The organism is Burkholderia sp. BKH01 (genome assembly GCF_025685725.1).
Taxonomy (GTDB): Bacteria; Pseudomonadota; Gammaproteobacteria; order Burkholderiales; family Burkholderiaceae; genus Burkholderia; species Burkholderia pyrrocinia_C.
In genome coordinates this window covers 71,609-94,981 of record NZ_JAOTQT010000023.1, presented here as the reverse complement: position 1 = coordinate 94,981, position 23,373 = coordinate 71,609, and the positions used below count along the sequence as shown (strand labels likewise).

The window sequence follows — 23,373 nt, the reverse complement described above, 5'->3', positions numbered from 1 at the left end:
CCACCACGGCCAGAAGCGTGGGCGGCACGTATAGGCGCTCGGGCGGCCGGCCCGAGAAAGGTCGATGGGCATTACTCGAAGTGGACGTTCGGCAACGACGAGATCAGCCGACAACCACATGCGCAGCGATGACCATCCAGCGCGAACAGCTTGTGGTCGCGATCGGGAAACTTGCCGGCGCCCTCGTCAATGACGGTCTGGCCGTGCAGGTCGCAGGTCGCGTCGTCGCCCTTGCGGGCAAGCGGGCTGCCCATGAATTCTGTCCAGGGCGAGCCGCTGGTGACTTCGCCGCCATGTTCGAGTTTGTCGCCTTTTCGGATGGGAGATTGCATAACCGCCTCAAAATCAATTGTTAATTCTTACATTTTTGCCTCGAGAACCGCGGCTCCGACACTGGGTCGAACGACTCAATTTTCATATCTTTTATATCGACGACATCAAACCCAAAACGACTAGAAACGAATATCGACTTTTGATCAGAACCAATCGCAGCATCATATATACCGCCACCATACGTTCTTTTCATAATCATACGCAACTTAGGCCTTAAGGAATAAATTGAAATAAACTCGGCCTGAGGACTGCGAAGATCTATCTTGATTGGCATCCCATAAACAATGAGACTCTTTCCATCCAAAGAAAAAGCACCAGCATCAATGCCATGATCAATTTTAGTCACTCCTATTTTTTTCCCATCTCGCCTAACGAGCATTTCAGCTCGACCAGTTGCCTGCGCTGAATACCTACCATCACAAGATCTAACAACCTGTGCGCGCGCATCCGACAGAAAAATAACCAATAAAATAAATGAAATATACTTCCTCACGCCTTATCCCCCAATATTTGATACGCTTTTTGCGTTTCTTCCCAACGCAATGGCGGACTGTTCACGTCGTACGGGTTAATAATCTTGCTTACAGCACGCGATGCTGATTCTGAGATTCCGGCATCCGCAGCCTTTTTTACCGGATACCGAACACAAAAGAAGCCTGCAGTATCAGCACAAGAATAGGTATCATCCCCCACCAACTCTGGATTATTTATAACTGGACCATCACCGGGCGGGCGTCTGCTGAACCAAGCATGATTGTATGAGTTGCCATCAAGCCAACCTCTAAAGACCCAGTACTCGGAATAGTTATACCGCCCAGTAAGCTGCTTGAACCCTCGGCCACGAAATTTCACCCCATCGCCGGCACTTGTATTGCCAAGTCGAACATTATTTTCATAATTATGAAAATATGAGACAAAACTCAGTGGCGTGCGCAGATAGCCGTTCGATTCCGGCATTATTGAGGCATGATTAGTTCGAATCGCAATGGGGACTGCAACATTCGCCTCGCGAACCGCCATCATGTAATACGACTCAACTGCAATTTGCCCCAAAAAATGGGAGACACGCACCGGATCGCAGATACCATATTTTCTAAAAACACGGTTGATCGCAACACGATATTTTTCTCGGTATTGATCACCATTCTTCTGCACTTTCGCGTAATTCGATTCAGAATAGATTTGCGAAATCTCGGTCTTGCTCAACCAACCACATTTCCTAAAGTGCCGGATAAACGCCAGCGGATGAAAGAACCAGAGCTTCCGCCCCGCAGGCAAGCCGGTCTTGCTCCAAAACTGAACTTCCTTCAGATACTTAAGAAAATCGTTGTAACCCTTGTCGTTACCGTGGTAGAACCCTCCCTCGTCAAGCAGCTTCGCATAACGTTCCTCATTGTGCGTACTATCCCATTCGCTGGGCGCGTTACAGACAAATCCACGTAACTGCTGGCGCACCTGATCATCGTATTTCACATAGCGTGAAAGCACGTTTGCTTTCTGGACTTCGGTGGTTTCTAACACTACCGTTGCTTGTTCACTATCCACAGCGGCTTTGAGAATTTTTTTTAACGCGCCTACATCACATAGACCGCCGCTGTCGAATGGGGTGTTGTCGTCGCTAATCTTCTGCCATCCCATGGAGCGCAGAAAATCTGCATCCGAGAACTTGTGAATGTTTGAGTCGTTGATGTCGATGTAGCCCATCAGACCGGTAGCCCAGGTGACTTTCATCCAGGTCACGCGTTGATTAGGTATGTTTGCAACTTGTGTGTTGCTAGACGATTCTCTTTGGACTGCAGAGGGTGAACCAACCGCGGGATCCGTCAACATAGTAGGAGTCGAGAGAATGCGCCCAAAGCGTAGAAGTTCATACCCGTCACTTGGGCATGGGGAATAAAGCGCCTTAGCACGCTTGTACAGACTGTATTCGTAGTCCTTTTCCTCGACGGCCCGCGGCGTGAGCAGCGTGCGCGTGCCGTCTTGCGCAACACTCCAGACATTGGTGTATTTCGAGCCAAGGCTGAAGTACGTCTCGACAAGCAACGGCAGGGCATTCGAGCCCTCATGACCTGGCTCGAATGCGATTCCGTGTAACTTGTTGTGAGCGTCGGCCTTTTCAGGCAGGCGGCGAAACTGGCTGCCTGCTGGAATAACGAAGTACGCATGCCCCCACCAGTCCGTTTCAGTAGGAGCTGGAGGGGTAGGCGTGCTGTTACCCAGTTGCGTATGCCCGAAATAAGCATCGAAATCGGCCGGCAACATAAAGATTTCGAAATGCAAATGCGGCATACCTTCATATTTTCCAAGCCACCCCAGTACGTCCTTGCGCCGGACCTTCTTGCCCTCCCCGGAGACCGCCGGCGTCACCTGTCCCTTGCTCACCGGGCCAGTCGGCATGCGCAGGAACTCGTAAGGCAAATCCTTAGAATCCGCACCGTGCTCCTGGTACTCCACCAACGGCAACAGATGCATGTAGAGCGAATAGAACGTCAGCGCTCGGCCTTCGCCAGTCTCGGTTGTATGTTTGAGCAACACAAAGCCCGTATGGCTCTTGCCGCTGTCAACCCCATGCTGACACACCCGGTAGGCAACGACCTCACCATCGGCGATCGCATACACCTCGCCCTTCGTATCGGGCTGAAGGTGCACGCCACAATGCCAGCGTCGATCAAAGGCGATCGGATAGATGCCGTGAGCACACTCGAACTTGTCTACTGCGTCCATCATCGGATCGGAATTCTTCCCGGTCAGGGCCACGAGACCTGCTTCGGGCAAAAATGGCGGGCTGATGATCATGATCGTTACTGTGTGTGGCTGTATCTGGCGTTGGGCTGGTAGTCGCTCACCGGCAGTTGCGGAAGATTGACGGACGTATGGCCGGGCCCCTCGAACTTGAATGAGGCTGCCCTGATGCGGAATTCGCCGGGACAATTGAAGACAACGCTGCCGTTCTCGATGGTCATCGACGCACCGCCGCTGGCCACCATCGCCCTTGTTTTCGCGTTCACGAGCACGTTCGCGCTGGCACTCGACAGATGCAATTGCTGGTCGGAAAAGAGATCCATGGGTGCGCCTTGTGCCTGCAACTCGATTTTCCCTTTCGAGAAAATCTTGACGCCCAGCCTGTGCGCGCACACCGAGATCAGGTCACCCGCCACCATCCGCAGTCGCTTGACGATGCTCACGTCCATGTCCTGCCCTGCGGTGACGATCACGTTCTCGCCCGCCGAGTGCTGCGTCGATTTCGGTGTGACGAAAGCCATGCCGCCAGGAGCGCTCGCCAGTAACCCCGCATCGCGAAGCTGATTCAGGCCATCGAGCAGTACCGCCTGCGCCGCACGGTCCGCAGGGTCGGCCTTGGCTTGCGTCGTCGCTGCCGCGAGGTCCGTTACGCGCTGCAAAGCTGCCTTGAGCTGCGCGATAGCAGCAGGCATATCAAGGTGCGGCGTCTCGGACCCGGCTGCTGCGTCCGCCGAGAAAAACAGCCCCTTCGGCGCACGCACCGCACCCCAATGCTGCGTGGTCAGTTCGAAGCCCTCGCCGCGCTTGTTCTTCTCCCTGTCGACCAGAAAGCCGAGGTTGAGCGACGACCGCCCGAACACCGTCGCCAACCGAATTCCCTCGTGATTCTTCAAGTCTTCGAAGCGCAGCTTGTTGCCAAGCAACGGTGAACGGAACACGGCGCGGCTATACCAGCCCTCCTTGCCATGCACCGGATCCCGGCGGGCGTAGTCATGAACCGCCCCGGCAATCAGTAATCGATCGCAATTGCCTTGTGTCGGCACGATGCGCACCTCCGTTCCGGGCAATAGGGGTATGTGCAGGCCGCCCTGATACGACGCAGACGTGCGCAGTTGGCGCAACGGCATGCTGTTCGCACCACGCTTGCCGCTGTGCCGGGAGAACAGGAACTTGACGCGATAGCGGCCGTATTCGTCCATCCACGCGTACGGTTCATCGTCGCCCGACTCGATCACACCGATCAGCATGCCGGTGATCCATCGCCAGTGTTTCTCGGGCACATACTCCGGACGGTAGGCCTGGTGCGCGGGGATCGCTTCGAACGCGTTGGTCACCGACTGGCTTCGACTGCCGGTCGTGACGAGCTTCGTGATCACGATCCCGTGTGGCGCCTCGGGCACCACGTCATTGGCGATCCGCACCACCATGCCGGGCATCATGCCAATCACGTTACTCGTGCCCGCGAGCCGCATCTGCCGCGTGAGCAGTTCATCACGCCGCGCGTCAGCCAGCGCCCGCCCCTCTTCGACCGAATGGAAGTGCTCGATGCTGCGGTTCACGCTCCCATAGACCGAGCAGTCGTCTTCGGCCACGACCGATTCGACCTGCAACGGATCGTCTGGAGTGCGATAGTTGCGATCCCATTCGCGTACCGTCTGCGGCACCAGCACACGCGTGGTTTCCAACGTCAGGATCGCCTCGTGCCACCCCATCAGACCCGAGTGCGGCAGCAACGGCACTTCGAGCGCACGCACGTAGCCTCGCGCCGTATTGCCGAACACCAGCGTATCGCGTTGCGGGCCGTCTTCTTTCCTCGCCTGTTTGAAGTAGTAATAGACCCCGGCGCGCCTGCAATGCCGGTCGATAAAGTTCGCGACCGTCTCTTCGTACATCACGGTTTGTTCGAACTTTCCATCAAGCCCTTCCAGTTCGAACTCGACATCGAAGGACTCGAACAGATTGCGATCGACGATCATGTCGGAGAGCAACTCGCGCAAGGAGCAGTCGAGAAACACGGCCGAGTCATGCACCGACTCGAGCAGCGCGAAACGCGGCTTCAGATGCAGTCGGTAGGTTGCCTCGTCACGCGTGGTCTTGATCCGCGTCCATTGCGTGACGATACCGTGCACGGTGCGTGCGGTGTGACGCACGGGGTCGATCAATCCCGGCAGGGACGGCACCGATGCATGCTCGTCGATCATTAAGATCGCCGGCCGCCCGACGCAGGCCGCGCCCTCGATATGCTTGTCCGAAGACGTGACCGTGATGTCGGCTAGAAATGGCGTGTTCATCGCCTCCGTGAGCGTGAATTCGAACACGGAGAGCGCGGAGGCAAGCGTCGCGATTTCGAGATGAAGAGACTGGGTAACGACTGCGCTCGGGTGTTTGAGCACATCCTGAATGGTTTGCATGGTCACCGTTGCATGATGGGTTACATACATCGGCACGCCCATTCGCTACAACCTCAGGAATACGATGCCGGCAGATTTCCCTGAGTTAAGCAAATCATCACAATAAAATCCATGAGACGAATACGAAATTGTCGATAACAAAAATTAAGTCCGCGAAACGCTTATGCGATACTCCGGCGACCAGCTACGCCACCGGAGTTGTCGGGGGGTGTCGGCACTCAAACGGACAAGAAACGGCCTCGCCGCAACGCTATTGGAAAAGAGGCTGACAGAATGGAACTCGATGCCGCGCACGCCTTCCGGTCAATCCATGACGCACCGAGGTGACACGCACGGAAAAACATGCCCGGCCGCGATTCAGCGCTGAAAAACACCCCGTGTATCACTCGTCGTCACCCACGTCCCGCTCTTCGGAGCGAACGATGATCGTCCTTAGCCATTTCAGTCACGACGCGCCCGCCAGCCTCGAGAATCACCGGCAGTACGCGCAGGCACACGGGTATCGTCACGAGTTCGTCGACTCGTCCGCAATGCCGCAGGCGCTGCCGTTGCGGCCGCTGCATCGCTACGAGTCGCTGCTCCATGTAACAGCTTGTGGTCGCGATGGGGAAACTTGTCGGCGCCCCCGTCAATGACGGTCTGGTCGTGCAGGTCGCAGGTCGCGTCGTCGCCCCTGCGGGCAAGCGGCCTGCCCATGAATTCAGTCCAGGGCGAGCCACTTGTGACTTCGCCGCCGTATTCGAGTTTTTCGCCTTTGTGAATCGGCGATTTCGCATTCGTGTCGTCGATTAAAATAACCCACCTATCATCTTTCTATCGACAACCTAGTGATGCACCTCTTAGGAACATTTTTGTCCCAATAAGTACTAACCAGGTATCTCCTCTTTTTATCTACCCTAAGGTTAGCAAACTCGTCCCCGCATGACGGAAATCTCTCCACAAACTCATTAAACAATGGGGAAAATGTGAAAACCCTATCGACTTCGTATGCCCCCTTTCCATCGTCTGTATGCGACACCAAAAAACCAAGTCTCCCGCTAAAATCATAACTACCAACTTCGATACTCAGGGGGGTTTCTGCATTGAAGGCTACCTCCCCCTGATTAATTCCATTCCTTCCGGATAGCCTCCAAACTAAATTTAGGTCTCTAACGTCCACCACAGCCGTAACCCCCGGAGACGGAGTAAAAATTTTTGAAAAACCTGCAGCATACGCCAAGAAAGGTATCGCGAACATCACTACAGTCACCAATATTCTGATAACTCTCATAGATCACTCCGACCCAAGCCACCGAAACAAATTATGAATTTAGTATAACTAAACCATTCATCCCATATCGCTTCAAGGGCTTCATAGCCGCTGCTCCATGTAACCGCTTGTGGTCGCGATCGGGAAACTTGTCGGCGCCCTCGTCAATTACGGTCTGGCCGTGCAGGTCGCAGGTCGCCTCGTCGCCCTTGCGTGCAAGCGGGCTGCCCATGAATTCTGCCCAGGGCGAGCCGCCGGTGACTTCGCCGTCGTGTTCGAGTCTGTCGCCTTTGCGGATGGGAGATTGCATTTTGGTTTGCGCTTTACGACTATTTTCCGATCTTTATAGATTTTATAATTTTTCTTATTGAATTTACTTTATCTGCCGCTTTTTTGCTAAGCTCTCCGCCGGGAGTGGGCGGCTGCTCAATGACGGCGGAGACAAAAATTGCTGGAGGCACATTGGATTTTTTTGATGGAATTAATGCTGCCACGTAACAGACTGAGGGACGTCTTTCTGCAGTATCAGAAATATCGCAGAGCGTGTTGTCAGCCTCATATGCGATAAAATCACCAATTTTTTCCATTCTTGTTTCGTAGAGCGTGCCATAATTCCCATCAACATATACAAGAGCATCATCAGACAATGGGGAAATTCGATTTCTACCCTCCGAAGCAAGTTCTCTATATTTAATGAATCCGTTGTCTTGGGCAGTTTTGTCAGAAGTTTTGTTGTATAAACATATAGTGGCTACCACTTCCGTTCGATTAACATCTACGCATACTGAATCGGACCCATCCGGGTTGGTCCGCTTGTTTTCGTACGCAGGGAGATAAATCTTTGTTTTGTTGTTAAATGTAAGATTTTGCGCATACAAAGGCGATACAAACCAAGGCAAGCCGGTTGAGATGAGAAGCGTGATGACGACTATATTTTTCATGTCAAATCCATTAGTATTTTTGAAATACATTGAATGTGGTTGATGTGATCTTCAAGCCCATTTGGCTTGCGCGTCTTTTTGTTTATTTCGCTGATAGATCGAGATGCGGAGAAAATAGCTTGAGCGGAGACATCTACTTCTTGGATCGATGAATTAATCGCAATGTACTTATTGCTTGCGGCGCCTGGATGTCGTGAGCGCATTCCAACTTGTCTACTGCGTCCGTCATCGGATCGGGATTCGTCCCGGTCGGGGCCACGAGATCTGCTTCGGGCAAAAATGGCGAGCTGATGATCATGATCGTTACTGTGTGGCTCGCCGATCAAAGGCGATCGGGTAGAGGCCGCGAGCACATTCGAACTTGCCCACCGCGTCCACCATCGGATCGGACTTCTTGCCGGTCGGGGTTGCGAGACCAGAATCGAGTAGAAAATGGGAACTAGCAATCATCATCGCCGGTAACATTTGGCACAATAAAAACAATTCCCCTCACAACGATCATTTACTTCGCAGCAGGGAATTTGGATATTTCTTCTCAAGCGCCTTTCGAATCGATTCAACATCCTTATAACGCGCATGTGTTGAGCGCCCATCGCGGAAACCACACTCACATTGATCCAAGAAAGGTGCGCTAGCATCACTTTGCAATCCCGCAAAGACAACTCCGGTTTTAGGATCGCCAGTCAACTTATAGACATAGCCATCGTAATATTCCCCACCATAATCATAATGATTCAAAGGCGTTCTTACCAAGACAACAACCTCTTTATCTTTTCGATCACGATCCGCATTCACGAAAAATACATCGGAAACTTCCGGAACCCCATCATCTTTCACATAACGATCAAATAGCACATCATGCCAAATTCGATTTTCGTCAACAAATAGCAGATGAGCATCAAGCATGTAGGGTCTGTTGCCTTTAGCATACCCCGGCACATCAGACGTGTTCAGCAAAAAATAAATATACACCCCTTGCATCACAGGACCAGCATCGATGATTGGCGCCTGTAATTTATGATTCTCGTCAGCGCGAGCCTTTATTGCATCTTGGATGGCGACCGGAACGCCGATCGCGTATGACAGAGGCACCGAGAACAAAAAAAATAACGCCAGCGATATACCGAAAGAAAAAAACCGTTGATCAGCCATAACAGTCAACCCTCGCAAAACCCACGCCCCAACACCCGGAAATTTTAAATATCGACCCACCTCAATACATTAAATCAGATAAAATAAAAATTACCCACCTTCTTGACGCTTTAATGAATTCTCTATTGGAAAATCCGATGCGTCATTAAGGATAAAATAGGTATAGCGAAAGAACTGCTGGCGTGCGGGCAATCCACCAGCACCTCCCACCAAGCCATAGCAAGCCTTGACATCAAGATCACTCGCCCCTTTGTCATCTTTTTTGTCAATGCGGGTCTTGGCCCAGAAATAGCCAGCAGAATCCGCAGCCACTTCCGCATCGCTTTGAAGAAGAAATGGATTAGGATCATTCGTAAAATCCCTGGCGCGGTACTCGCCATACTGGCGATAACCTTTTCTCCAAGTTAGATGAATTAACCCGCGACCACAGAAACGAGGACCATCGCCTAACTGTATATTCTCACCAGCAACCGCCTTATTATGAACCTCTCCTGGCCGCTGAGCTATGTATGTTGCGCGATCCCGGCCCTTTAAAAAACCAAGCCTATCCAGCCACGCGTTCTTATGATCAAAATCGTAGGCAGCATCACTCGCAGAATAGCTCTCATACATTTTACGAAAATAACTCGCATCGCCATTTTCTCTTGTCGAGCATAGAGCGCCTGTTTCTTTGAATACCTGCCCGAGGAGGTGTGCTTTCCGAAGACTGCCTCTAAATCCATATTTACGATATGTATGATTCAACGCCAGCCACATCTGCTGAGGCAATTGCCCTCGAGCATCGTCATTCCCTTCCGCAAATCGCCTTTTGCTCTCCGCCCATGAGATATATCCACCGGCATCAGATATTGAATTACGAGGTAGCAATTGAATATGCTCTCGTAAAGTCAACCAATTGCACCTCCTGAAGTGCCGAATAAACGCCAGCGGATGGAAAAACCACAGATTCTGCCCTGTCGGAAGCCCCGTTTTGTTCCAAAACTGAACTTCCTTCAGATACTTCATGAAATCGTTGTAGCCCTTGTCATTGCCGTGGTAGTAGCCGCCTTCGTCGAGCAGTCTCGCAAAACGTTCCTCATTGCCTGTACTGTCCCATTCACTCGGCGCATTGCAGACAAGGCCACGCAATTGCTGGCGCACCAGCGCGTTACCTTTTACATAGGCCGAGAGTGCATTCGTTTTGTGGGCCTCCGGCGTTTCCCCTTCCGCCGCGGGCGTTGCATGGTCCGCGCCATCCTTCAGCAGCTTCTTCAGCGCGTCTACGTCGCACAACCCATCGCTGCCGAACGGGGTATTGCCCTCGCTGATCTTCTGCCAACCCATAAAAGACAGGAAGTCCGCATCGGAGAATTTCTGGATACTTGAATCATTGATATCAACGTAGCCTGCCTTGTCTGCTGCCCAGTTGACCCGCATCCAGGTCACGCGGGCATCGGCCGCCAGGGTTTGGGACGGAGACAAGATGCGTCCAAACCGAAGCAACTCGTAACCGTCGCTCGGACATGACGAATAAAACGCCGTAGCACGCTTGTACAGATCGTATTCGTAGTCCTTTTCCTCGACGGGCCGTGGCGTGAGCAGCGTGCGTGTGCCGTCTTGCGCAACACTCCAGACATTGGTGTATTTCGAACCGAGGCTGAAGTACGTCTCGACAAGCAACGGCAGGGTGTTCGAGCCCTCATGACCTGGCTTGAATGCGATTCCGTGTAACTTGTTATCGGCGTCGGCCTTTTCAGGCAGGCGGCGAAACTGGCTGCCTGCTGGAATAACGAAGTACGCATGCCCCCACCAGTCCGTTTCAGTAGGAGCTGGAGGGGTAGGCGTGCTGTTACCCAGTTGCGTATGCCCGAAATAAGCATCGAAATCGGCCGGCAACATAAAGATTTCGAAATGCAAATGCGGCATACCTTCATATTTTCCAAGCCACCCCAGTACGTCCTTGCGCCGGACCTTCTTGCCCTCCCCGGAGACCGCCGGCGTCACCTGTCCCTTGCTCACCGGGCCAGTCGGCATGCGCAGGAACTCGTAAGGCAAATCCTTAGAATCCGCACCGTGCTCCTGGTACTCCACCAACGGCAACAGATGCATGTAGAGCGAATAGAACGTCAGCGCTCGGCCTTCGCCAGTCTCGGTTGTATGTTTGAGCAACACAAAGCCCGTATGGCTCTTGCCGCTGTCAACCCCATGCTGACACACCCGGTAGGCAACGACCTCGCCATCGGCGATCGCATACACCTCGCCCTTCGAGTCGGGCTGAAGATGCACGCCGCAATGCCAGCGCCGGTCGAAGGCGATCGGATAGATGCCGTGAGCGCATTCGAACTTGTCTACTGCGTCCATCATCGGATCGGGATTCGTCCAGGTCGGGGCCGCGAGACCTGCTTCGGGCAAAAATGGCGGGCTGATGATCATGATCGTTGCTGTGTGTGGCTATATCTGGTGTTGGGCTGGTAGTCGCTCACCGGCAGTTGCGGAAGATTGACGGACGTATGGCGGGGCCCCTCGAACGTGAATGAGGCTGCCCTGATGCGGAATTCGCCGGGACAATTGAAGACAACGCTGCCGTTCTCGATGGTCATCGACGCACCGCCGCTGGCCACCATCGCCTTTGTTCGAACACGGAGAGCGCAGAGGCGAGCGTCGCGATTTCGAGATGAAGAGACTGGGTAACGATCGCGCTCGGGTGTTCGAGCACATCCTGAATGGTTTGCATGATCACCGTTGCATGATGAGTTACATACATCGGCACGCCCATTCGCTATAACCTCAGGAATACGATGCCGTCAGATTTTCCCGAGTTAATCAAATCGCCACAACAAAATCCATGAGACGAATACGAAATTTTCAATAATGAAAATTAAATCCACGAACCGATTATGCGATACTCCGGCGACCAGCTATGCCATCGGAGTTGTCCGGGATGTCGGCACTCAGACGGACAAGAAACGACCTCGCCGCAACGCTATTGGAAAAGAGGCTGACAGAATGGAACGCGACGCCGCGCAAGCCTTCCGGGCAATTCTTGACGAACCGAGGCTGCACGCACGGAAAAGCGTGCCCGGCCACGATTCGGTGCTGAAAAACACCCCGTGTATCACTCGTCGTCATCCACGTCCCGAGCGTCGGAGCACACGATGATCGTCCTCAGCCATTTCAGTCACGACGCGCCCGCCAGCCTCGAGAATCACCGGCAGTAGGCGCACACGCATGGGTACCGTCACGAATTCGTCGACGCCTCCGCGATGCCGCAGACGCTACCGCTACGGCCGCTGCATCGCTACGAATCGCTGCTCCATGTGCTGCGCGGTGCGCAGCCCGACGAACTCGCGCTGCTGCTCAGCGAAGACGCGGCGATCGTCGAACCCGTCGCGCTGGATCGCCTGATGACGGGGCGCGACATGCTGTTCGTCGACGCGTTCGCGCCCCCGCTGCCGCAAGTCGACGTGCAGATGTGGCGCAACACGGCGGCCGTGCGTGTGATCGTGATGCGGCTCGTGCAGCGGTGCAAGCTCGGTAGCGAGCCGCGGCTGACGTCGGAGGCCGCGCTGTTCGCGGATCTCGACACACATCGCTACATGACGCGGATCGACGGGCTGTATCCGGTCATGCCGGCCAGCCCCAACCTCGATCCGATGTGGAGCCGCGAACCGACGTTCGCGATCAGCATCGACGACACGCCGCACGATCCCGAACGAAAAGGCGCGACGCCCCGGTTCCGCGACACGCTCGTCGCATACGTCAATCGATGCCGCGCCGCCGGCCAGCCGATGTTCTCGTTTGATCACGACGCAGCCGATGCGCCGGACGAATCCGCCGAGCGCAGCACCTACAATCCCGGCCGCCCGATTGCGCTGATGACGCTCTATACGCCGAACATCGGCAGCTATGCGCGCATCGCCGAACGGAATTTACGGCGCTACTGCGACGCGCACGGCTACACGCTCTACGTGCATCGCGACATCCCCGCCGAGATCGGACTGAACGCGACCGGCAACTGGTTCAAGCCCTGGCTGCTGCATGCGTACCTGCAGCACCATGAATGGGTCGTGTGGCTCGACGCCGACGTGCTGATCGCGGACCAGCAGAAGGCGCTGGAGCCGCTGCTCGAAGGGCGCGACTGGCTGCTCGCGCAGGATATCGGCCAGTGGGCGTTCAACTCGGGCGTGATGGCGTTCCGCCGCACCGAACGCAACGACGCGATGCTGCGCGAGATGATGGCCACGATCGCCGCGCTGCAGGACAGGTCGAGCGTCTATGCCAGCGATGGCGACCAGCTGCATTTCATTCGCGCGATGGAGCGCGACGGGCAGTTGCACGGCGAAGGCGTGGCCGATCTCGTCAGCTTCAACACGCCCTGGCTGTTTCGCAGCGCGGACAGCTACATCGTGCATTACTACGGGATGTGGTCCGCGATGCTGCGCGCCGATGATGGCGCACGACGACGGGCTGCTGCCCTGACGCCGCCACCGCGACATCAACATCGCAAGCGCATGCGCCGGCCGGATTCAACCAGCCGGCGGCGCACGCCGCTTGCCGTCAGATCGCCGTAGTCGTCGGCGCGACGGCAGCCGGATCGGTGATGCTGGCCTTGCCGGTTTCGACGTGCCCCGCGATGCGGCGCATCCAGCCCGCATTGCCCGCAACCGCGAACTGCAGGTCGTACCAGCGGCTGCTGCACGACAGATCCCAGTGCGCCTCGACGCGCTGCCCCGCCGGAATCGTCAGCGTGCGCGCCGCCCCGCCGTACGCGACATCGGTCGCCGTGACCGTCAGCGCGCTGCTGCCCGCATTGGCGAACGTCACGTAGACGTCGCCGTTCGCGGCGTCATAGCACGCGGTGATTTCAGGCTTCGCGGCGGCGTCCGCGGCGGCGGACCCCGCAAAGCGCCGGAAATAGCCGTGCGGGCCCCAGACGCTCACCAGATAGCTGCCGTTCGCGTCGAGCGCCCACGTATCGGTCAACTGCTTGCCCGCTTCGACCGTATAGCGGCGCGGCATCGCGGTGGCGTCGCCCGTATAGACCCAGAAGTGCGCACCTTGCGTGCCGGTATTCGCGAACGTCAGCGCGTAGCCTTGCGCGCCGAGCTGGCCGGTGACGTGCAGTTCGTACGGCAGCGCGCGCGCCGGCCGCGTGCCGGGCTCCTGCGCGGTCACGACCTGCTGCGCGGTGCTGGCCGGCGCGGTCTGCGACGACGCACGCGAGCATTGCAGGTCCGCCTGCGCGACATACGCCTGCGTGCTCGGCAAGGTCGGCAGCGTCGCATCCGATTTCGAGAAGTCGAGCGCCGACGTCAGGTCGCCGCAGATCGCGCGGCGCCACGGCGAGATGTTCGTTTCCATCACGCCGAAGCGCTTCTCGATGAATTGCAGCACCGACGTGTGATCGAAGACCTGCGAGCAGACGAAGCCGCCCTTCGACCACGGCGACACGACGAACATCGGCACGCGCGGGCCGAGGCCGTACGGCAGGTTGTCGGCGGTATACGTGCCGGTCTGCGTCGAGGTCACGACGTTGTGCCGCTCGAGCGACACGTCCACGGTGCTCATGCCGGATCCCGGCAGCGTCGGCGCCTGCGGCGGCACGACATGGTCGAAGAAGCCGTCGTTCTCGTCGTACATGACGAGCAGGACGGTTTTGCTCCACACGTCCGGATTGGACGTCAGCGCGTCGAGGATCGTCGACAGGTAGTAGGCGCCGTACAGCGGCGTGAACTTCGGATGTTCCGAATACGCGGCAGGCGGCAGCAGCCACGATACCTGCGGCAGCGCATTCGCCTGCACGTCGGCTTTCAGTTGCGTGATCGGGCGCGTGCTCATCCCGCGCGTCTGCAGCGACGAACCGGCCGGCGCATTCACGAAGTTGTTGAAGCACGCCAGCATGTTCGTGCCGTAGTTGCCGGTGAAGTTGTCGAACCCGGTGCCCTGCTGGTAGACCTGCCACGAGATGCCGGCCTGTTCGAGCCGCTCCGGGTAGGTCGTCCAGCTGAAGGGCGGCAACTTGATCTTGTCGAACTGGTTGTCGATATAGTCGGTGTTGTCGAGCAGCGGGCCGCCGCCCGTGCCGAGCGGATCGACCATGCCCGTCATCAGGTACATGCGGTTCGGGTGCGTGTTGCCCGGGATCGAGCAAAAGTAGTTGTCGCACACCGTGAACGCATCCGCGAGCGCGTAGTGGAACGGGATGTCGTCGCGGACGTGGTAGCCCATCGTCATGTTGGACTTCTGCACCGCCCATTGGTCCGCGCGGCCGTTGTCGATCGCGCCGTGCGTCGTCGCCCACGTATGCGGCAGGCCGCCGATGCACTGCGCGTTGACGCCCGGGTTGGTCGTGTCGTAGCGGAACGGCGCGATCACGCTCGTATTGTCCTCCTGCCGCGGCTGGAACCACACCGGCTTGCCGTTCGGCAGCGTGACCGGGAAGCGGTCGTTGTAGCCGCGCACGCCGCTCAGGTGACCGAGGTAGTGGTCGAACGAGCGGTTTTCCTGCATGAACACGACGATGTGCTGAACATCCTGGATCGTGCCCGTCACGGTATTCGGCTCGATCGCAAGTGCCTTGCGGATCGATTCGGGAAGCAGTGCGGTGGCGGCGGTCGCGCCGACGAGGCCGGCGGAGAACTTCAGAAAATCGCGTCGCGAATGAGTGGCCATGCTGGTTGCTCTTGATTGGATTTCTGGTTGAAACGACCGGTATCAGGAAGCGGGCGACGATGCGGGCGCGGTGAAACCCGGCGGGCAGCGCATCTGCGCGGTGGCGACGGCGGCGCCGCCGCAGGCGGCCTTCTGCTGCGCGACGGGCGCGGGGTCTGCATTCAGGTCGTCGCCGCAGGCGCTGAGGAGTGCGATCAGCGCGACCAGGCCGACGACCGCGAAAGGCCGTAGGGCCGACGTTCGCATAACGTATCTCCGTGGATGTGACGACGTGACACGGACGCGAACCCGCGTCGGTCATATCGACGGCGAGATGCTATGTTCGACTTGTTACACGACGGTGTCGAGTGACGATGGACGCGCGGTGGGAAGGTGTAGCGCAGCAGGCCGTGCGTTCGACGAAAGTATGGATTTCGCATGAAATACGTAATGCGAACGAAAGATTGGCGCGGCGCCGGCGCGTCGCTTCAATCGAAGCGGCACCGGTCGCAACCACCTGCGTGCGGCGATTCGCGAAGCGGTTTTCACGGGCCGGCAGCTGCCGGCCCGCGCACAGCGAAAGCGTCGATCAGCCTTCCGCCATCATCAGCAACTGCGCGCCATCCGCGACCTGGTCGCCGACGCCGTACAGCACTTCCGCGACGACGCCCGCACCCGGCGCGCCGATCGTGTGCTCCATCTTCATCGCTTCCATCACGATCAGCGGCGTGCCGGCTTCGACCTTCTGGCCCGGTTCGACCAGCACCGCGATCACCTTGCCGGGCATCGGCGCGGTCAAACGCCCGCCGCCCTGCTCCGTGTCACCTGCATGCGCAAGCAGGTTGCGCCATTCGAACGTCTCGGCCGCGCCCTGCGTGAACACATGGAACGTGTCGCCGTCCGCATACACGCGGCCGCTGCTGCGCATGCCGCCGAGCGTCACGTCGAAATCGAGCGGCGTTGCGCCGCGCGTCCAAACGAACGGCTGCGCGGCCGCGTCGCCGGCCGCGATGCGTGCAACGGCGCCATCGTCTTCGTACGCGACCGTCACGTCCGCTTCGCGGTCGACCGCGTGCCATTCGAGCGTGCGGCGATAACCGCCGTTCAGCCGCCAGTCCGGCAGCGCACCCCACGGCGATGCCCCCTGCGCGACCGCACCGCGTTCGCGCGCGAGCAGTGCCGCGCAAGCGAGCGCGAGCGTCGCGCGCGACGGCTGTTGCGGTGCGAACAGCGCGTCATTGTTGCGCTCGATCAGGCCCGTATCGAGATCGGCCGTCGCGAACGGCTCGCACGCGACGATCCGCTGCAGGAATGCGGCGTTCGTATGCAGGCCGACCACCTCGCACGCGCGCAGCGCACGCAGCATCAGGCCCAGCGCTTCCGTGCGGTCCGCGCCACGGACGATCAGCTTCGCGATCATCGGATCGTAGAACGGCGTGATCGCATCGCCTTCGCGCACGCCGCTGTCGACGCGTACCGCTGCGCCGATGTCGAACTCGACGCCGTCCGGCAGCCGCAGGTGCTTCAGCGTGCCGGTGGACGGCAGGAAGCCGCGCGCGGGGTTCTCCGCGTAAAGGCGCGCCTCGAGCGCGTGGCCCTGCACGCGCAGCTCGTCCTGCTTCAGCGGCAGCGTCTCGCCGAACGCGACGCGCAGTTGCCACTCGACGAGATCGAGCCCGGTGACCATCTCGGTGACCGGATGCTCGACCTGCAGGCGCGTGTTCATTTCCATGAAGTAGAACGCGTCGCCCGTCATGATGAATTCGACGGTGCCCGCGCCGACATAACCGACCGCGCGCGCGGCCGCGACGGCCGCCTCGCCCATCGCGCGGCGCAACTCGTCGGGCAGGCCAGGCGCCGGCGCTTCCTCGAGCACCTTCTGGTGACGGCGCTGCACCGAGCAATCGCGGTCGAACAGGTACACGGTATTGCCGTACGTGTCGCCGAACACCTGCACCTCGACGTGGCGCGGGCGCGTCAGGTATTTCTCGATCAGCACGCGGTCGTTGCCGAAGCTGCTCGCGGCTTCGCGCTGGCACGACGCGAGCGCCGCCGGGAAATCGTCGGAGCGCTCGACCACGCGCATCCCCTTGCCGCCGCCGCCCGCGCTGGCCTTCAGCAGCACCGGGTAGCCGATCGCATCGGCTTCGCGATGCAGGTTGCCCGTGTCCTGGTCGTCGCCGTGATAGCCGGGCACGAGCGGCACGGCGGCCGCGTGCATCAGCGCCTTCGCGGCGGCCTTCGACCCCATCGCCGCGATCGCGTCGACGGGCGGCCCGATGAACGCGATGCCGGCCGCTTCGCACGCATGCGCGAAATCTTCGTTCTCCGACAGGAAGCCGTAGCCGGGGTGAATTGCCTGCGCGCCGGTCGCGCGCGCGGCTTCGATGATACGCTCGATGCGCAGATAGCTGTCCGCGGCCGCCGAGCCGCCGATGTGCACGGCTTCGTCGCATGCGGCCACGTGCTTCGCGTTCGCGTCGGCGTCGGAATAGACGGCGACGCTCGCGATCCCGAGACGTTTGCACGTCGCGGCGACGCGGCACGCGATTTCGCCGCGGTTGGCGATCAGAATCTTGTCGAACATGGCTTCGGTTTCGTCCGGAAAGAGTGGGTCACGACGACGTCATTCACGCCACGACGGCGTGCGTTTCTCGAGGAAGGCCGCGATCCCTTCGCGCGCTTCCGCGCCTGCGCGGGTGCGCGCGATCCAGTCGGCGGTCTGCTCGATCAGCGTCGCGTCGAGCGCGCGGCCGGCGACATCGGCGACGAGCCGCTTGCACGCACGCACCGCGTCGGGGCCGTTCGCGACGAGCGTCGCGGCCAGCTTCGCGACCGTTTCGTCGAGCGCATCGGCCGGCACCGCGTCGTGAATGAAGCCGAGCGATGCGGCGCGCGCGCTGTCGAACACCTCGGCCGTCGTGAAGTAGCGGCGTGCCGCACGCTCGCCCATCGCGCGCACGACGTACGGCGCGATCGTCGCGGGAATCAGCCCGAGCCGCGCTTCAGACAGGCAGAACTTCACGCCGTCGGCGGCGATCGCGATATCGGCCGCCGCGACGAGGCCCACGCCGCCCGCATACGCGTCGCCATGCACGCGCGCGATCACCGGCTTGCCGCAGCGATGGATCGCCTCGAGCATCCGCGCGAGCTTGCGCGCATCGGCACGGTTCTCGTCGTCCGAGTAACCGGCCATCTTCTTCATCCAGTTCAGGTCCGCGCCCGCGCAGAACGCGGTGCCTTCCGCCGCGAGCACGATCGCGCGCACGCCTTCGTGCGCGTCGAGCCATTCGAACGCGGTGGTCAGCTCGGCGATTGTCGTCTCGTTGAACGCGTTGCGCACGTCGGGACGCGCGAGCGTGACGGTCGCGACGCGGCTTGCTTCGTTGACCTTGATGGTTTCGTATCGCATCGTCCGCTCTCCTCGTTACATCCGGAACACGCCGAAGCGCGTATCGTCGATCGGCGCGTTCATCGACGCCGCAAGGCCGAGCCCGAGCACGTCGCGCGTCTGCGCGGGATCGATCACGCCGTCGTCCCACAGCCGCGCGCTCGCGTAATACGGATGGCCCTGGCGCTCGTACTGGTCGCGAATCGGCTGCTTGAATGCCTCTTCTTCGTCGGTCGACCACGAACCGCCCTTCGCCTCGATACCGTCGCGACGCACGGTCGCGAGTACCGACGCGGCCTGCTCGCCGCCCATCACCGAGATGCGCGCGTTCGGCCACATCCACAGGAAACGCGGCCCGAATGCGCGGCCGCACATCCCGTAGTTTCCGGCGCCGAACGAGCCGCCGATGATCACCGTGAACTTCGGCACCTTCGCGTTCGACACGGCCGTGACCATCTTCGCGCCATGCCGCGCGATGCCTTCGTTCTCGTACTTGCGCCCGACCATGAAGCCCGTGATGTTCTGCAGGAACACGAGCGGGATCTTGCGCTGGCAGCACAGCTCGATGAAATGCGCGCCCTTCACCGCCGATTCGGAAAACAGGATGCCGTTGTTCGCGACGATCCCGACCGGATGGCCCCAGATGTGCGCGAAGCCCGTGACGAGCGTCGTGCCGAAGCGCGCCTTGAATTCGTCGAACTCGGAATCGTCGACGATGCGCGCGATCACCTCGCGCACATCGAACGGCTTGCGCGTATCGACGGGAATCACGCCGTACAGGCTCTTCGCGTCGTAGCGCGGCGGCTTCGGCTCGCGTAGCGCCACCGGCGATGCGATCTTCGGCGCGAGATGATCGACGATGTTGCGCGCGATCGACAGCGCATGCGCGTCGTTCTGCGCGAGATGGTCGACCACGCCCGACAGGCGCGTGTGCACGTCGCCGCCGCCGAGATCCTCGGCGCTCACTTCCTCGCCGGTCGCGGCCTTCACGAGCGGCGGCCCGCCGAGGAAAATCGTGCCCTGGTTCTTCACGATGATCGACTCGTCGCTCATCGCGGGCACATACGCGCCACCCGCCGTGCACGAGCCCATCACGACCGCGATCTGCGCGATACCCGCCGCCGACATCGTCGCCTGGTTGAAGAAGATGCGGCCGAAGTGGTCGCGATCGGGAAACACGTCGTCCTGGTTCGGCAGGTTCGCGCCGCCCGAATCGACGAGGTACACGCACGGCAGCCGGTTTTCCGCGGCGATTTCCTGCGCGCGCACGTGCTTCTTCACGGTGACCGGGTAGTAGGTGCCGCCCTTGACCGTCGCGTCGTTGCACACGATCACGCACTCGCGGCCCGCGATCCGGCCGATCCCGGTGATGACGCCTGCGCCCGGCGCGTCGTCGTTGTACATGCCGTTCGCCGCGAGCTGCGACAGCTCGAGGAACGGCGCGCCCGGATCGAGCAGTTGCGCGATGCGATCGCGCGGCAGCAGCTTGCCGCGCGACAGGTGCTTGTCGCGCGCGGCCTGGCCGCCGCCCTGCGCGAGCTGTTCGATCTTCGCGCGCAGGTCGGCGACGACCGCCTCGAGCGCCGCGGCGTTCGCGCGGAAGTCTTCCGAACGCGGGTTCATTTTTGATTCGATGATCGGCATCGACGGAGCTCCGTTCGCGTGACGTGGGGCGTTACATCGTTTCCGCGAACAGCTCGCGGCCGATCAGCATCCGGCGGATCTCGCTCGTGCCGGCGCCGATTTCATAGAGCTTCGCATCGCGCCACAAGCGGCCGACCGGGTATTCGTTGATGTAGCCGTTGCCGCCGAGGATCTGGATCGCCTCGCCGGCCATCCACGTCGCCTTCTCGGCCGTATAGAGGATCACGCCCGCGCAGTCCTTGCGCACCTGGCGAATGTGGTCGCTGCCCGCCGAGTCGAGATGGCGGCCGACCGCGTACAGATACGCGCGGCATGCCTGGAACGTGGTGTACATGTCGGCGACCTTGCCCTGGATCAGCTGGAATTCGCCGATCGCCTGGCCGAACTGCTTGCGGTCGTGGATATACGGCACGACCGCGTCGAGGCATGCGGCCATGATGCCCGTCGGGCCGCCCGACAGCACCGCGCGCTCGTAGTCGAGGCCGCTCATCAGCACCTTCACGCCGCCGTTGAGCTGGCCGAGGATGTTCTCTTCCGGCACCTCGACGTCCTGGAACACCAGCTCGCCCGTGTGCGAGCCGCGCATGCCGAGCTTGTCGAGCTTCTGCGCAACCGAGAAGCCCTTCATCCCCTTCTCGACGATGAACGCGGTGATGCCGCGCGCATTCGCTTCGACGTCCGTCTTCGCATAGACGACGAGCGTGTCGCAATCGGGGCCGTTGGTGATCCACATCTTCGTGCCGTTCAGCACGTAGCGATCGCCGCGCTTGTCGGCGCGCAGCTTCATGCTGACGACGTCGGAGCCGGCATTCGGTTCGCTCATCGCGAGCGCGCCGATGTGTTCGCCCGACACGAGCTTCGGCAGGTATTTCTGCTTTTGCGCTTCGGTGCCGTTGCGGTGGATCTGGTTCACGCACAGGTTCGAGTGCGCGCCGTACGACAGGCCGATCGACGCCGATGCGCGCGAGATCTCTTCCATCGCGACCATGTGCGCGGTGTAGCCCATGTTCGCGCCGCCGTACTCCTCGGCAACCGTCATGCCGAGCACGCCAAGATCGCCGAACTTCTTCCACAGATCCATCGGAAACTGGTCGGTGCGGTCGACCTCCGCCGCGCGCGGCGTGATTTCCTTCGCCGCGAACGTCGCGACGGCATCGCGCAGCATCTCGATGTCTTCACCGAGCATGAATTGCACGCCGGGCAGGTTGATCATGTCTCCTCCGTCTCCAGAAAGTGTGTCGCATGCACCGATTTCTGAGTTTCGCTCAAATCGAATGAATGCGCCGATTCATTGACCAATACAGCGGAAATTTTGCACAGTTTCGCGCCTCGTCCGGTTCGGCGTCAATAGTTTTTTGAGTGACACTCAGATATCATGCCGACATGACAGCCGCTACCGCCGACACCATGACCGCCACCGTCAAAGCCGACCGCGCCGACACGTCGCGCGCGCCCGCCGGGCGCAAATCCCAGCAGCGCGTGCAGGACATCCTGCGCGCCGGTCGTGAAGTGTTTGCCGAAAAAGGCTACGAGCATGCGACGGCCGCCGAGATCGCGCAGCGCGTCGGGGTATCCGAGGCGACGGTGTTCAGCTACTTCCGCGGCAAGCGCGAGCTGTGCGCGCGCGTCATCGCGGATTGGTACGACGAAATCATCGCCGCGTTCGAGCACGGGATGCCGCGGGATGCGTCGGTGCAGCAGCAGTTCGCGTTCATCGTACGCACCCACCTGCGGCTGATGCTCGTGAACGGCACGGGGCTGTGCGCGCTGGTGCTGTCGGAAGGCCGCGCGAAGCAGCATGCGCTGAGCGACGAGCTCACCGCGCTGCAGCGCCGCTATACCGCGCCGCTGATGGACGTGCTCGCGCGCGGCCAGGCGGCCGGGCAGGTCCGCGCGGACCTGCCGCTGAGCCTGCTGCGCTCGATGGTGTTCGGGCCGATCGAGCACGTGCTGTGGGATGCGATCCTCGGGCACCGCAAGCTCGATACGGAAACGACGGCCACGCAGCTGGTCGACATGCTGTGGGCCGCCGTGCAGCCGCCCGCGCCGGAACAGGCGGCGCTCGTGCGCTTCAGGAACGAAGTCGCGGAAGCCGTGCGGCGGCTGGAAGGGGAAAACACGCGCGCGTGATGCGCGGCGGCGGAGTTGCCGCGCCGCGCGGCACGCCGGTCAGTTGGCGAGTCGGCAGTGCGTCAACTTCAGCCCCGGCAACACGGACGCATCGATATAACCTTCGTTCACGCAACTGAACCGGAAATCCGCGGACGCGGTGAACGGCTTGATCTCGCCGCCGGGGAATTTCGGTTTCAACGCATCCTGGTCGGCCACGTCGAAATGCGTGTCGAACTGCCCGCCGTCGGTCGTCAGCGCGCCGAAGTACGTGCCGCCCGGGTCGCTGCCCATCCGGATCACGGCGCCGACGAACGCGAGGCGCTTGCCGTCGTATTTCGTCTTCGCGGCAGCCATGTCCTGCGTATAGGCCTCGATCACGACGCTGTAGTGCGCATCGATCGCGGGCTCGTCCGCCGGTGCGGCGCAGGCGTTCCGGTGAACGCCCGCCAGCATCGCGCACGCCGCAAGCGCGGCCGCCGCGAACGGCACGGAAATCTTTTTCATGGGTGGTCTCGCGTCTAGCGTGGTGGTTGAAGTGATTGAAGGCGGCGCTGCGCCGGCTGCGCGGCACAACGCCAACTGAATTCGCTTCCGTTGCTTCAGTCGCTCGAATGGCGGAACACGGCTGCGATCACTTCACCACCCGCATGGTCGAGTGCGGTGCGTCGCGCTGAACGCGACGCGACGGGAAGATGACATGGTGCGGCCCCCGGCTCTCTCATTGAATTTCACTGCGTCTGATTTTGGCCGCTACGGTAGCAGACGGCC

At 59.8% G+C, this 23,373-nt stretch carries 18 protein-coding genes and 2 pseudogenes; 3 read left to right on the top strand and 17 right to left on the bottom strand.

From position 1 onward, the window contains the following. Positions 1-71: 71 nt before the first annotated feature. The 4 genes from OEJ37_RS26895 to OEJ37_RS26880 are packed head-to-tail and all read right to left on the bottom strand — an operon-like array spanning position 72 to position 5,486. Positions 72-332: a PAAR domain-containing protein gene (locus tag OEJ37_RS26895; RefSeq protein WP_263347227.1), complete on the bottom strand. Its 261-nt coding sequence runs from the start codon at positions 330-332 to the stop codon at positions 72-74. A gap of 20 nt (positions 333-352) precedes the next feature. After that, positions 353-826, bottom strand: coding sequence for a hypothetical protein (locus OEJ37_RS26890; protein ID WP_263347223.1), 474 nt, complete (start codon positions 824-826; stop codon positions 353-355). Beyond that, positions 823-3,129: a M23 family metallopeptidase gene (locus tag OEJ37_RS26885; protein WP_263347221.1), complete on the bottom strand. Its 2,307-nt coding sequence runs from the start codon at positions 3,127-3,129 to the stop codon at positions 823-825. Before OEJ37_RS26885 ends, OEJ37_RS26890 begins: the two co-directional genes overlap by 4 nt. 5 nt (positions 3,130-3,134) lie before the next feature. After that, positions 3,135-5,486 carry a type VI secretion system Vgr family protein gene (locus tag OEJ37_RS26880; protein WP_263347219.1) on the bottom strand — a complete coding sequence of 784 codons (2,352 nt, stop codon included), beginning with the start codon at positions 5,484-5,486 and terminating at the stop codon, positions 3,135-3,137. Between the two features lie 422 nt (positions 5,487-5,908). Between OEJ37_RS26880 and OEJ37_RS34955 the strand changes: the two are divergent. Beyond that, positions 5,909-6,097 (top strand): annotated as a pseudogene (locus OEJ37_RS34955) (galactosyl transferase GMA12/MNN10 domain protein); the annotation flags it as partial. A gap of 194 nt (positions 6,098-6,291) precedes the next feature. Here the strand turns inward: OEJ37_RS34955 and OEJ37_RS26870 are convergent. From OEJ37_RS26870 to OEJ37_RS26845, 6 genes are all read right to left on the bottom strand, one after another. Next, entirely contained in the window at positions 6,292-6,756 is a 465-nt protein-coding gene (locus tag OEJ37_RS26870; protein ID WP_263347217.1) for a hypothetical protein, read from the bottom strand. Positions 6,757-6,787: 31 nt separating this feature from the next. Beyond that, positions 6,788-7,045 carry a PAAR domain-containing protein gene (locus OEJ37_RS26865; RefSeq protein WP_263347214.1) on the bottom strand — a complete coding sequence of 86 codons (258 nt, stop codon included), beginning with the start codon at positions 7,043-7,045 and terminating at the stop codon, positions 6,788-6,790. Positions 7,046-7,064: 19 nt separating this feature from the next. After that, positions 7,065-7,676 (bottom strand): hypothetical protein, encoded by a 612-nt coding sequence (locus tag OEJ37_RS26860; protein ID WP_263347211.1) that lies wholly within the window; start codon positions 7,674-7,676, stop codon positions 7,065-7,067. Positions 7,677-8,174: 498 nt separating this feature from the next. After that, positions 8,175-8,828 (bottom strand): hypothetical protein, encoded by a 654-nt coding sequence (locus tag OEJ37_RS26855; protein ID WP_263347209.1) that lies wholly within the window; start codon positions 8,826-8,828, stop codon positions 8,175-8,177. A gap of 90 nt (positions 8,829-8,918) precedes the next feature. Continuing rightward, entirely contained in the window at positions 8,919-11,240 is a 2,322-nt protein-coding gene (locus OEJ37_RS26850) for a M23 family metallopeptidase (RefSeq protein WP_263347208.1), read from the bottom strand. A gap of 163 nt (positions 11,241-11,403) precedes the next feature. Further along, positions 11,404-11,583 (bottom strand): hypothetical protein, encoded by a 180-nt coding sequence (locus tag OEJ37_RS26845; RefSeq protein ID WP_263347207.1) that lies wholly within the window; start codon positions 11,581-11,583, stop codon positions 11,404-11,406. Positions 11,584-11,962: 379 nt separating this feature from the next. Here OEJ37_RS26845 and OEJ37_RS26840 point away from each other — a divergent pair. Further along, a pseudogene (locus tag OEJ37_RS26840) lies at positions 11,963-13,286 on the top strand (galactosyl transferase GMA12/MNN10 domain protein). A 78-nt stretch (positions 13,287-13,364) separates the two neighbouring features. Here the strand turns inward: OEJ37_RS26840 and OEJ37_RS26835 are convergent. The 6 genes from OEJ37_RS26835 to OEJ37_RS26810 all read right to left on the bottom strand — a co-directional run bounded on the left by OEJ37_RS26835 (position 13,365) and on the right by OEJ37_RS26810 (position 21,706). Continuing rightward, the gene (locus OEJ37_RS26835; RefSeq protein WP_263347204.1) at positions 13,365-15,479 is read right to left on the bottom strand and encodes a phosphocholine-specific phospholipase C; all 2,115 of its coding nucleotides are present in this window, start codon (positions 15,477-15,479) and stop codon (positions 13,365-13,367) included. Positions 15,480-15,521: 42 nt separating this feature from the next. After that, positions 15,522-15,725, bottom strand: a complete 204-nt coding sequence (locus OEJ37_RS26830) for a lipase chaperone (protein ID WP_047902437.1) — start codon at positions 15,723-15,725, stop codon at positions 15,522-15,524. Between the two features lie 322 nt (positions 15,726-16,047). Continuing rightward, positions 16,048-18,045: an acetyl/propionyl/methylcrotonyl-CoA carboxylase subunit alpha gene (locus OEJ37_RS26825; RefSeq protein WP_263347200.1), complete on the bottom strand. Its 1,998-nt coding sequence runs from the start codon at positions 18,043-18,045 to the stop codon at positions 16,048-16,050. Between the two features lie 39 nt (positions 18,046-18,084). Further along, positions 18,085-18,870, bottom strand: a complete 786-nt coding sequence (locus OEJ37_RS26820; RefSeq protein WP_263347197.1) for an enoyl-CoA hydratase/isomerase family protein — start codon at positions 18,868-18,870, stop codon at positions 18,085-18,087. A 15-nt stretch (positions 18,871-18,885) separates the two neighbouring features. After that, the gene (locus tag OEJ37_RS26815) at positions 18,886-20,493 is read right to left on the bottom strand and encodes a carboxyl transferase domain-containing protein (protein WP_174421032.1); all 1,608 of its coding nucleotides are present in this window, start codon (positions 20,491-20,493) and stop codon (positions 18,886-18,888) included. 31 nt (positions 20,494-20,524) lie between these two features. After that, positions 20,525-21,706 (bottom strand): isovaleryl-CoA dehydrogenase, encoded by a 1,182-nt coding sequence (locus tag OEJ37_RS26810; protein ID WP_034180867.1) that lies wholly within the window; start codon positions 21,704-21,706, stop codon positions 20,525-20,527. A gap of 170 nt (positions 21,707-21,876) precedes the next feature. Here OEJ37_RS26810 and OEJ37_RS26805 point away from each other — a divergent pair, with 170 nt between their 5' ends. Next, entirely contained in the window at positions 21,877-22,623 is a 747-nt protein-coding gene (locus OEJ37_RS26805; protein ID WP_174421031.1) for a TetR/AcrR family transcriptional regulator, read from the top strand. A 39-nt stretch (positions 22,624-22,662) separates the two neighbouring features. Here the strand turns inward: OEJ37_RS26805 and OEJ37_RS26800 are convergent, their stop codons facing one another. After that, a complete protein-coding gene (locus tag OEJ37_RS26800) occupies positions 22,663-23,109 on the bottom strand; it encodes a hypothetical protein (protein WP_175918592.1) in 447 nt (148 codons plus the stop codon). Positions 23,110-23,373: the final 264 nt, after the last annotated feature.

Coding starts and splice junctions, on each gene's coding strand:
- OEJ37_RS26830 (WP_047902437.1), bottom strand. CDS start 15,725: ATGCGAACGTCGGCCCTACGGCCTTTCGCGGTCGTCGGCCTGGTCGCG.
- OEJ37_RS26855 (WP_263347209.1), bottom strand. CDS start 8,828: ATGGCTGATCAACGGTTTTTTTCTTTCGGTATATCGCTGGCGTTATTT.
- OEJ37_RS26885 (WP_263347221.1), bottom strand. CDS start 3,129: ATGATCATCAGCCCGCCATTTTTGCCCGAAGCAGGTCTCGTGGCCCTG.
- OEJ37_RS26845 (WP_263347207.1), bottom strand. CDS start 11,583: ATGGGCGTGCCGATGTATGTAACTCATCATGCAACGGTGATCATGCAA.
- OEJ37_RS26870 (WP_263347217.1), bottom strand. CDS start 6,756: ATGAGAGTTATCAGAATATTGGTGACTGTAGTGATGTTCGCGATACCT.
- OEJ37_RS26825 (WP_263347200.1), bottom strand. CDS start 18,045: ATGTTCGACAAGATTCTGATCGCCAACCGCGGCGAAATCGCGTGCCGC.
- OEJ37_RS26800 (WP_175918592.1), bottom strand. CDS start 23,109: ATGAAAAAGATTTCCGTGCCGTTCGCGGCGGCCGCGCTTGCGGCGTGC.
- OEJ37_RS26820 (WP_263347197.1), bottom strand. CDS start 18,870: ATGCGATACGAAACCATCAAGGTCAACGAAGCAAGCCGCGTCGCGACC.
- OEJ37_RS26815 (WP_174421032.1), bottom strand. CDS start 20,493: ATGCCGATCATCGAATCAAAAATGAACCCGCGTTCGGAAGACTTCCGC.
- OEJ37_RS26810 (WP_034180867.1), bottom strand. CDS start 21,706: ATGATCAACCTGCCCGGCGTGCAATTCATGCTCGGTGAAGACATCGAG.
- OEJ37_RS26850 (WP_263347208.1), bottom strand. CDS start 11,240: ATGATCATCAGCCCGCCATTTTTGCCCGAAGCAGGTCTCGCGGCCCCG.
- OEJ37_RS26835 (WP_263347204.1), bottom strand. CDS start 15,479: ATGGCCACTCATTCGCGACGCGATTTTCTGAAGTTCTCCGCCGGCCTC.
- OEJ37_RS26895 (WP_263347227.1), bottom strand. CDS start 332: ATGCAATCTCCCATCCGAAAAGGCGACAAACTCGAACATGGCGGCGAA.
- OEJ37_RS26865 (WP_263347214.1), bottom strand. CDS start 7,045: ATGCAATCTCCCATCCGCAAAGGCGACAGACTCGAACACGACGGCGAA.
- OEJ37_RS26880 (WP_263347219.1), bottom strand. CDS start 5,486: ATGCAAACCATTCAGGATGTGCTCAAACACCCGAGCGCAGTCGTTACC.
- OEJ37_RS26860 (WP_263347211.1), bottom strand. CDS start 7,676: ATGAAAAATATAGTCGTCATCACGCTTCTCATCTCAACCGGCTTGCCT.
- OEJ37_RS26805 (WP_174421031.1), top strand. CDS start 21,877: ATGACAGCCGCTACCGCCGACACCATGACCGCCACCGTCAAAGCCGAC.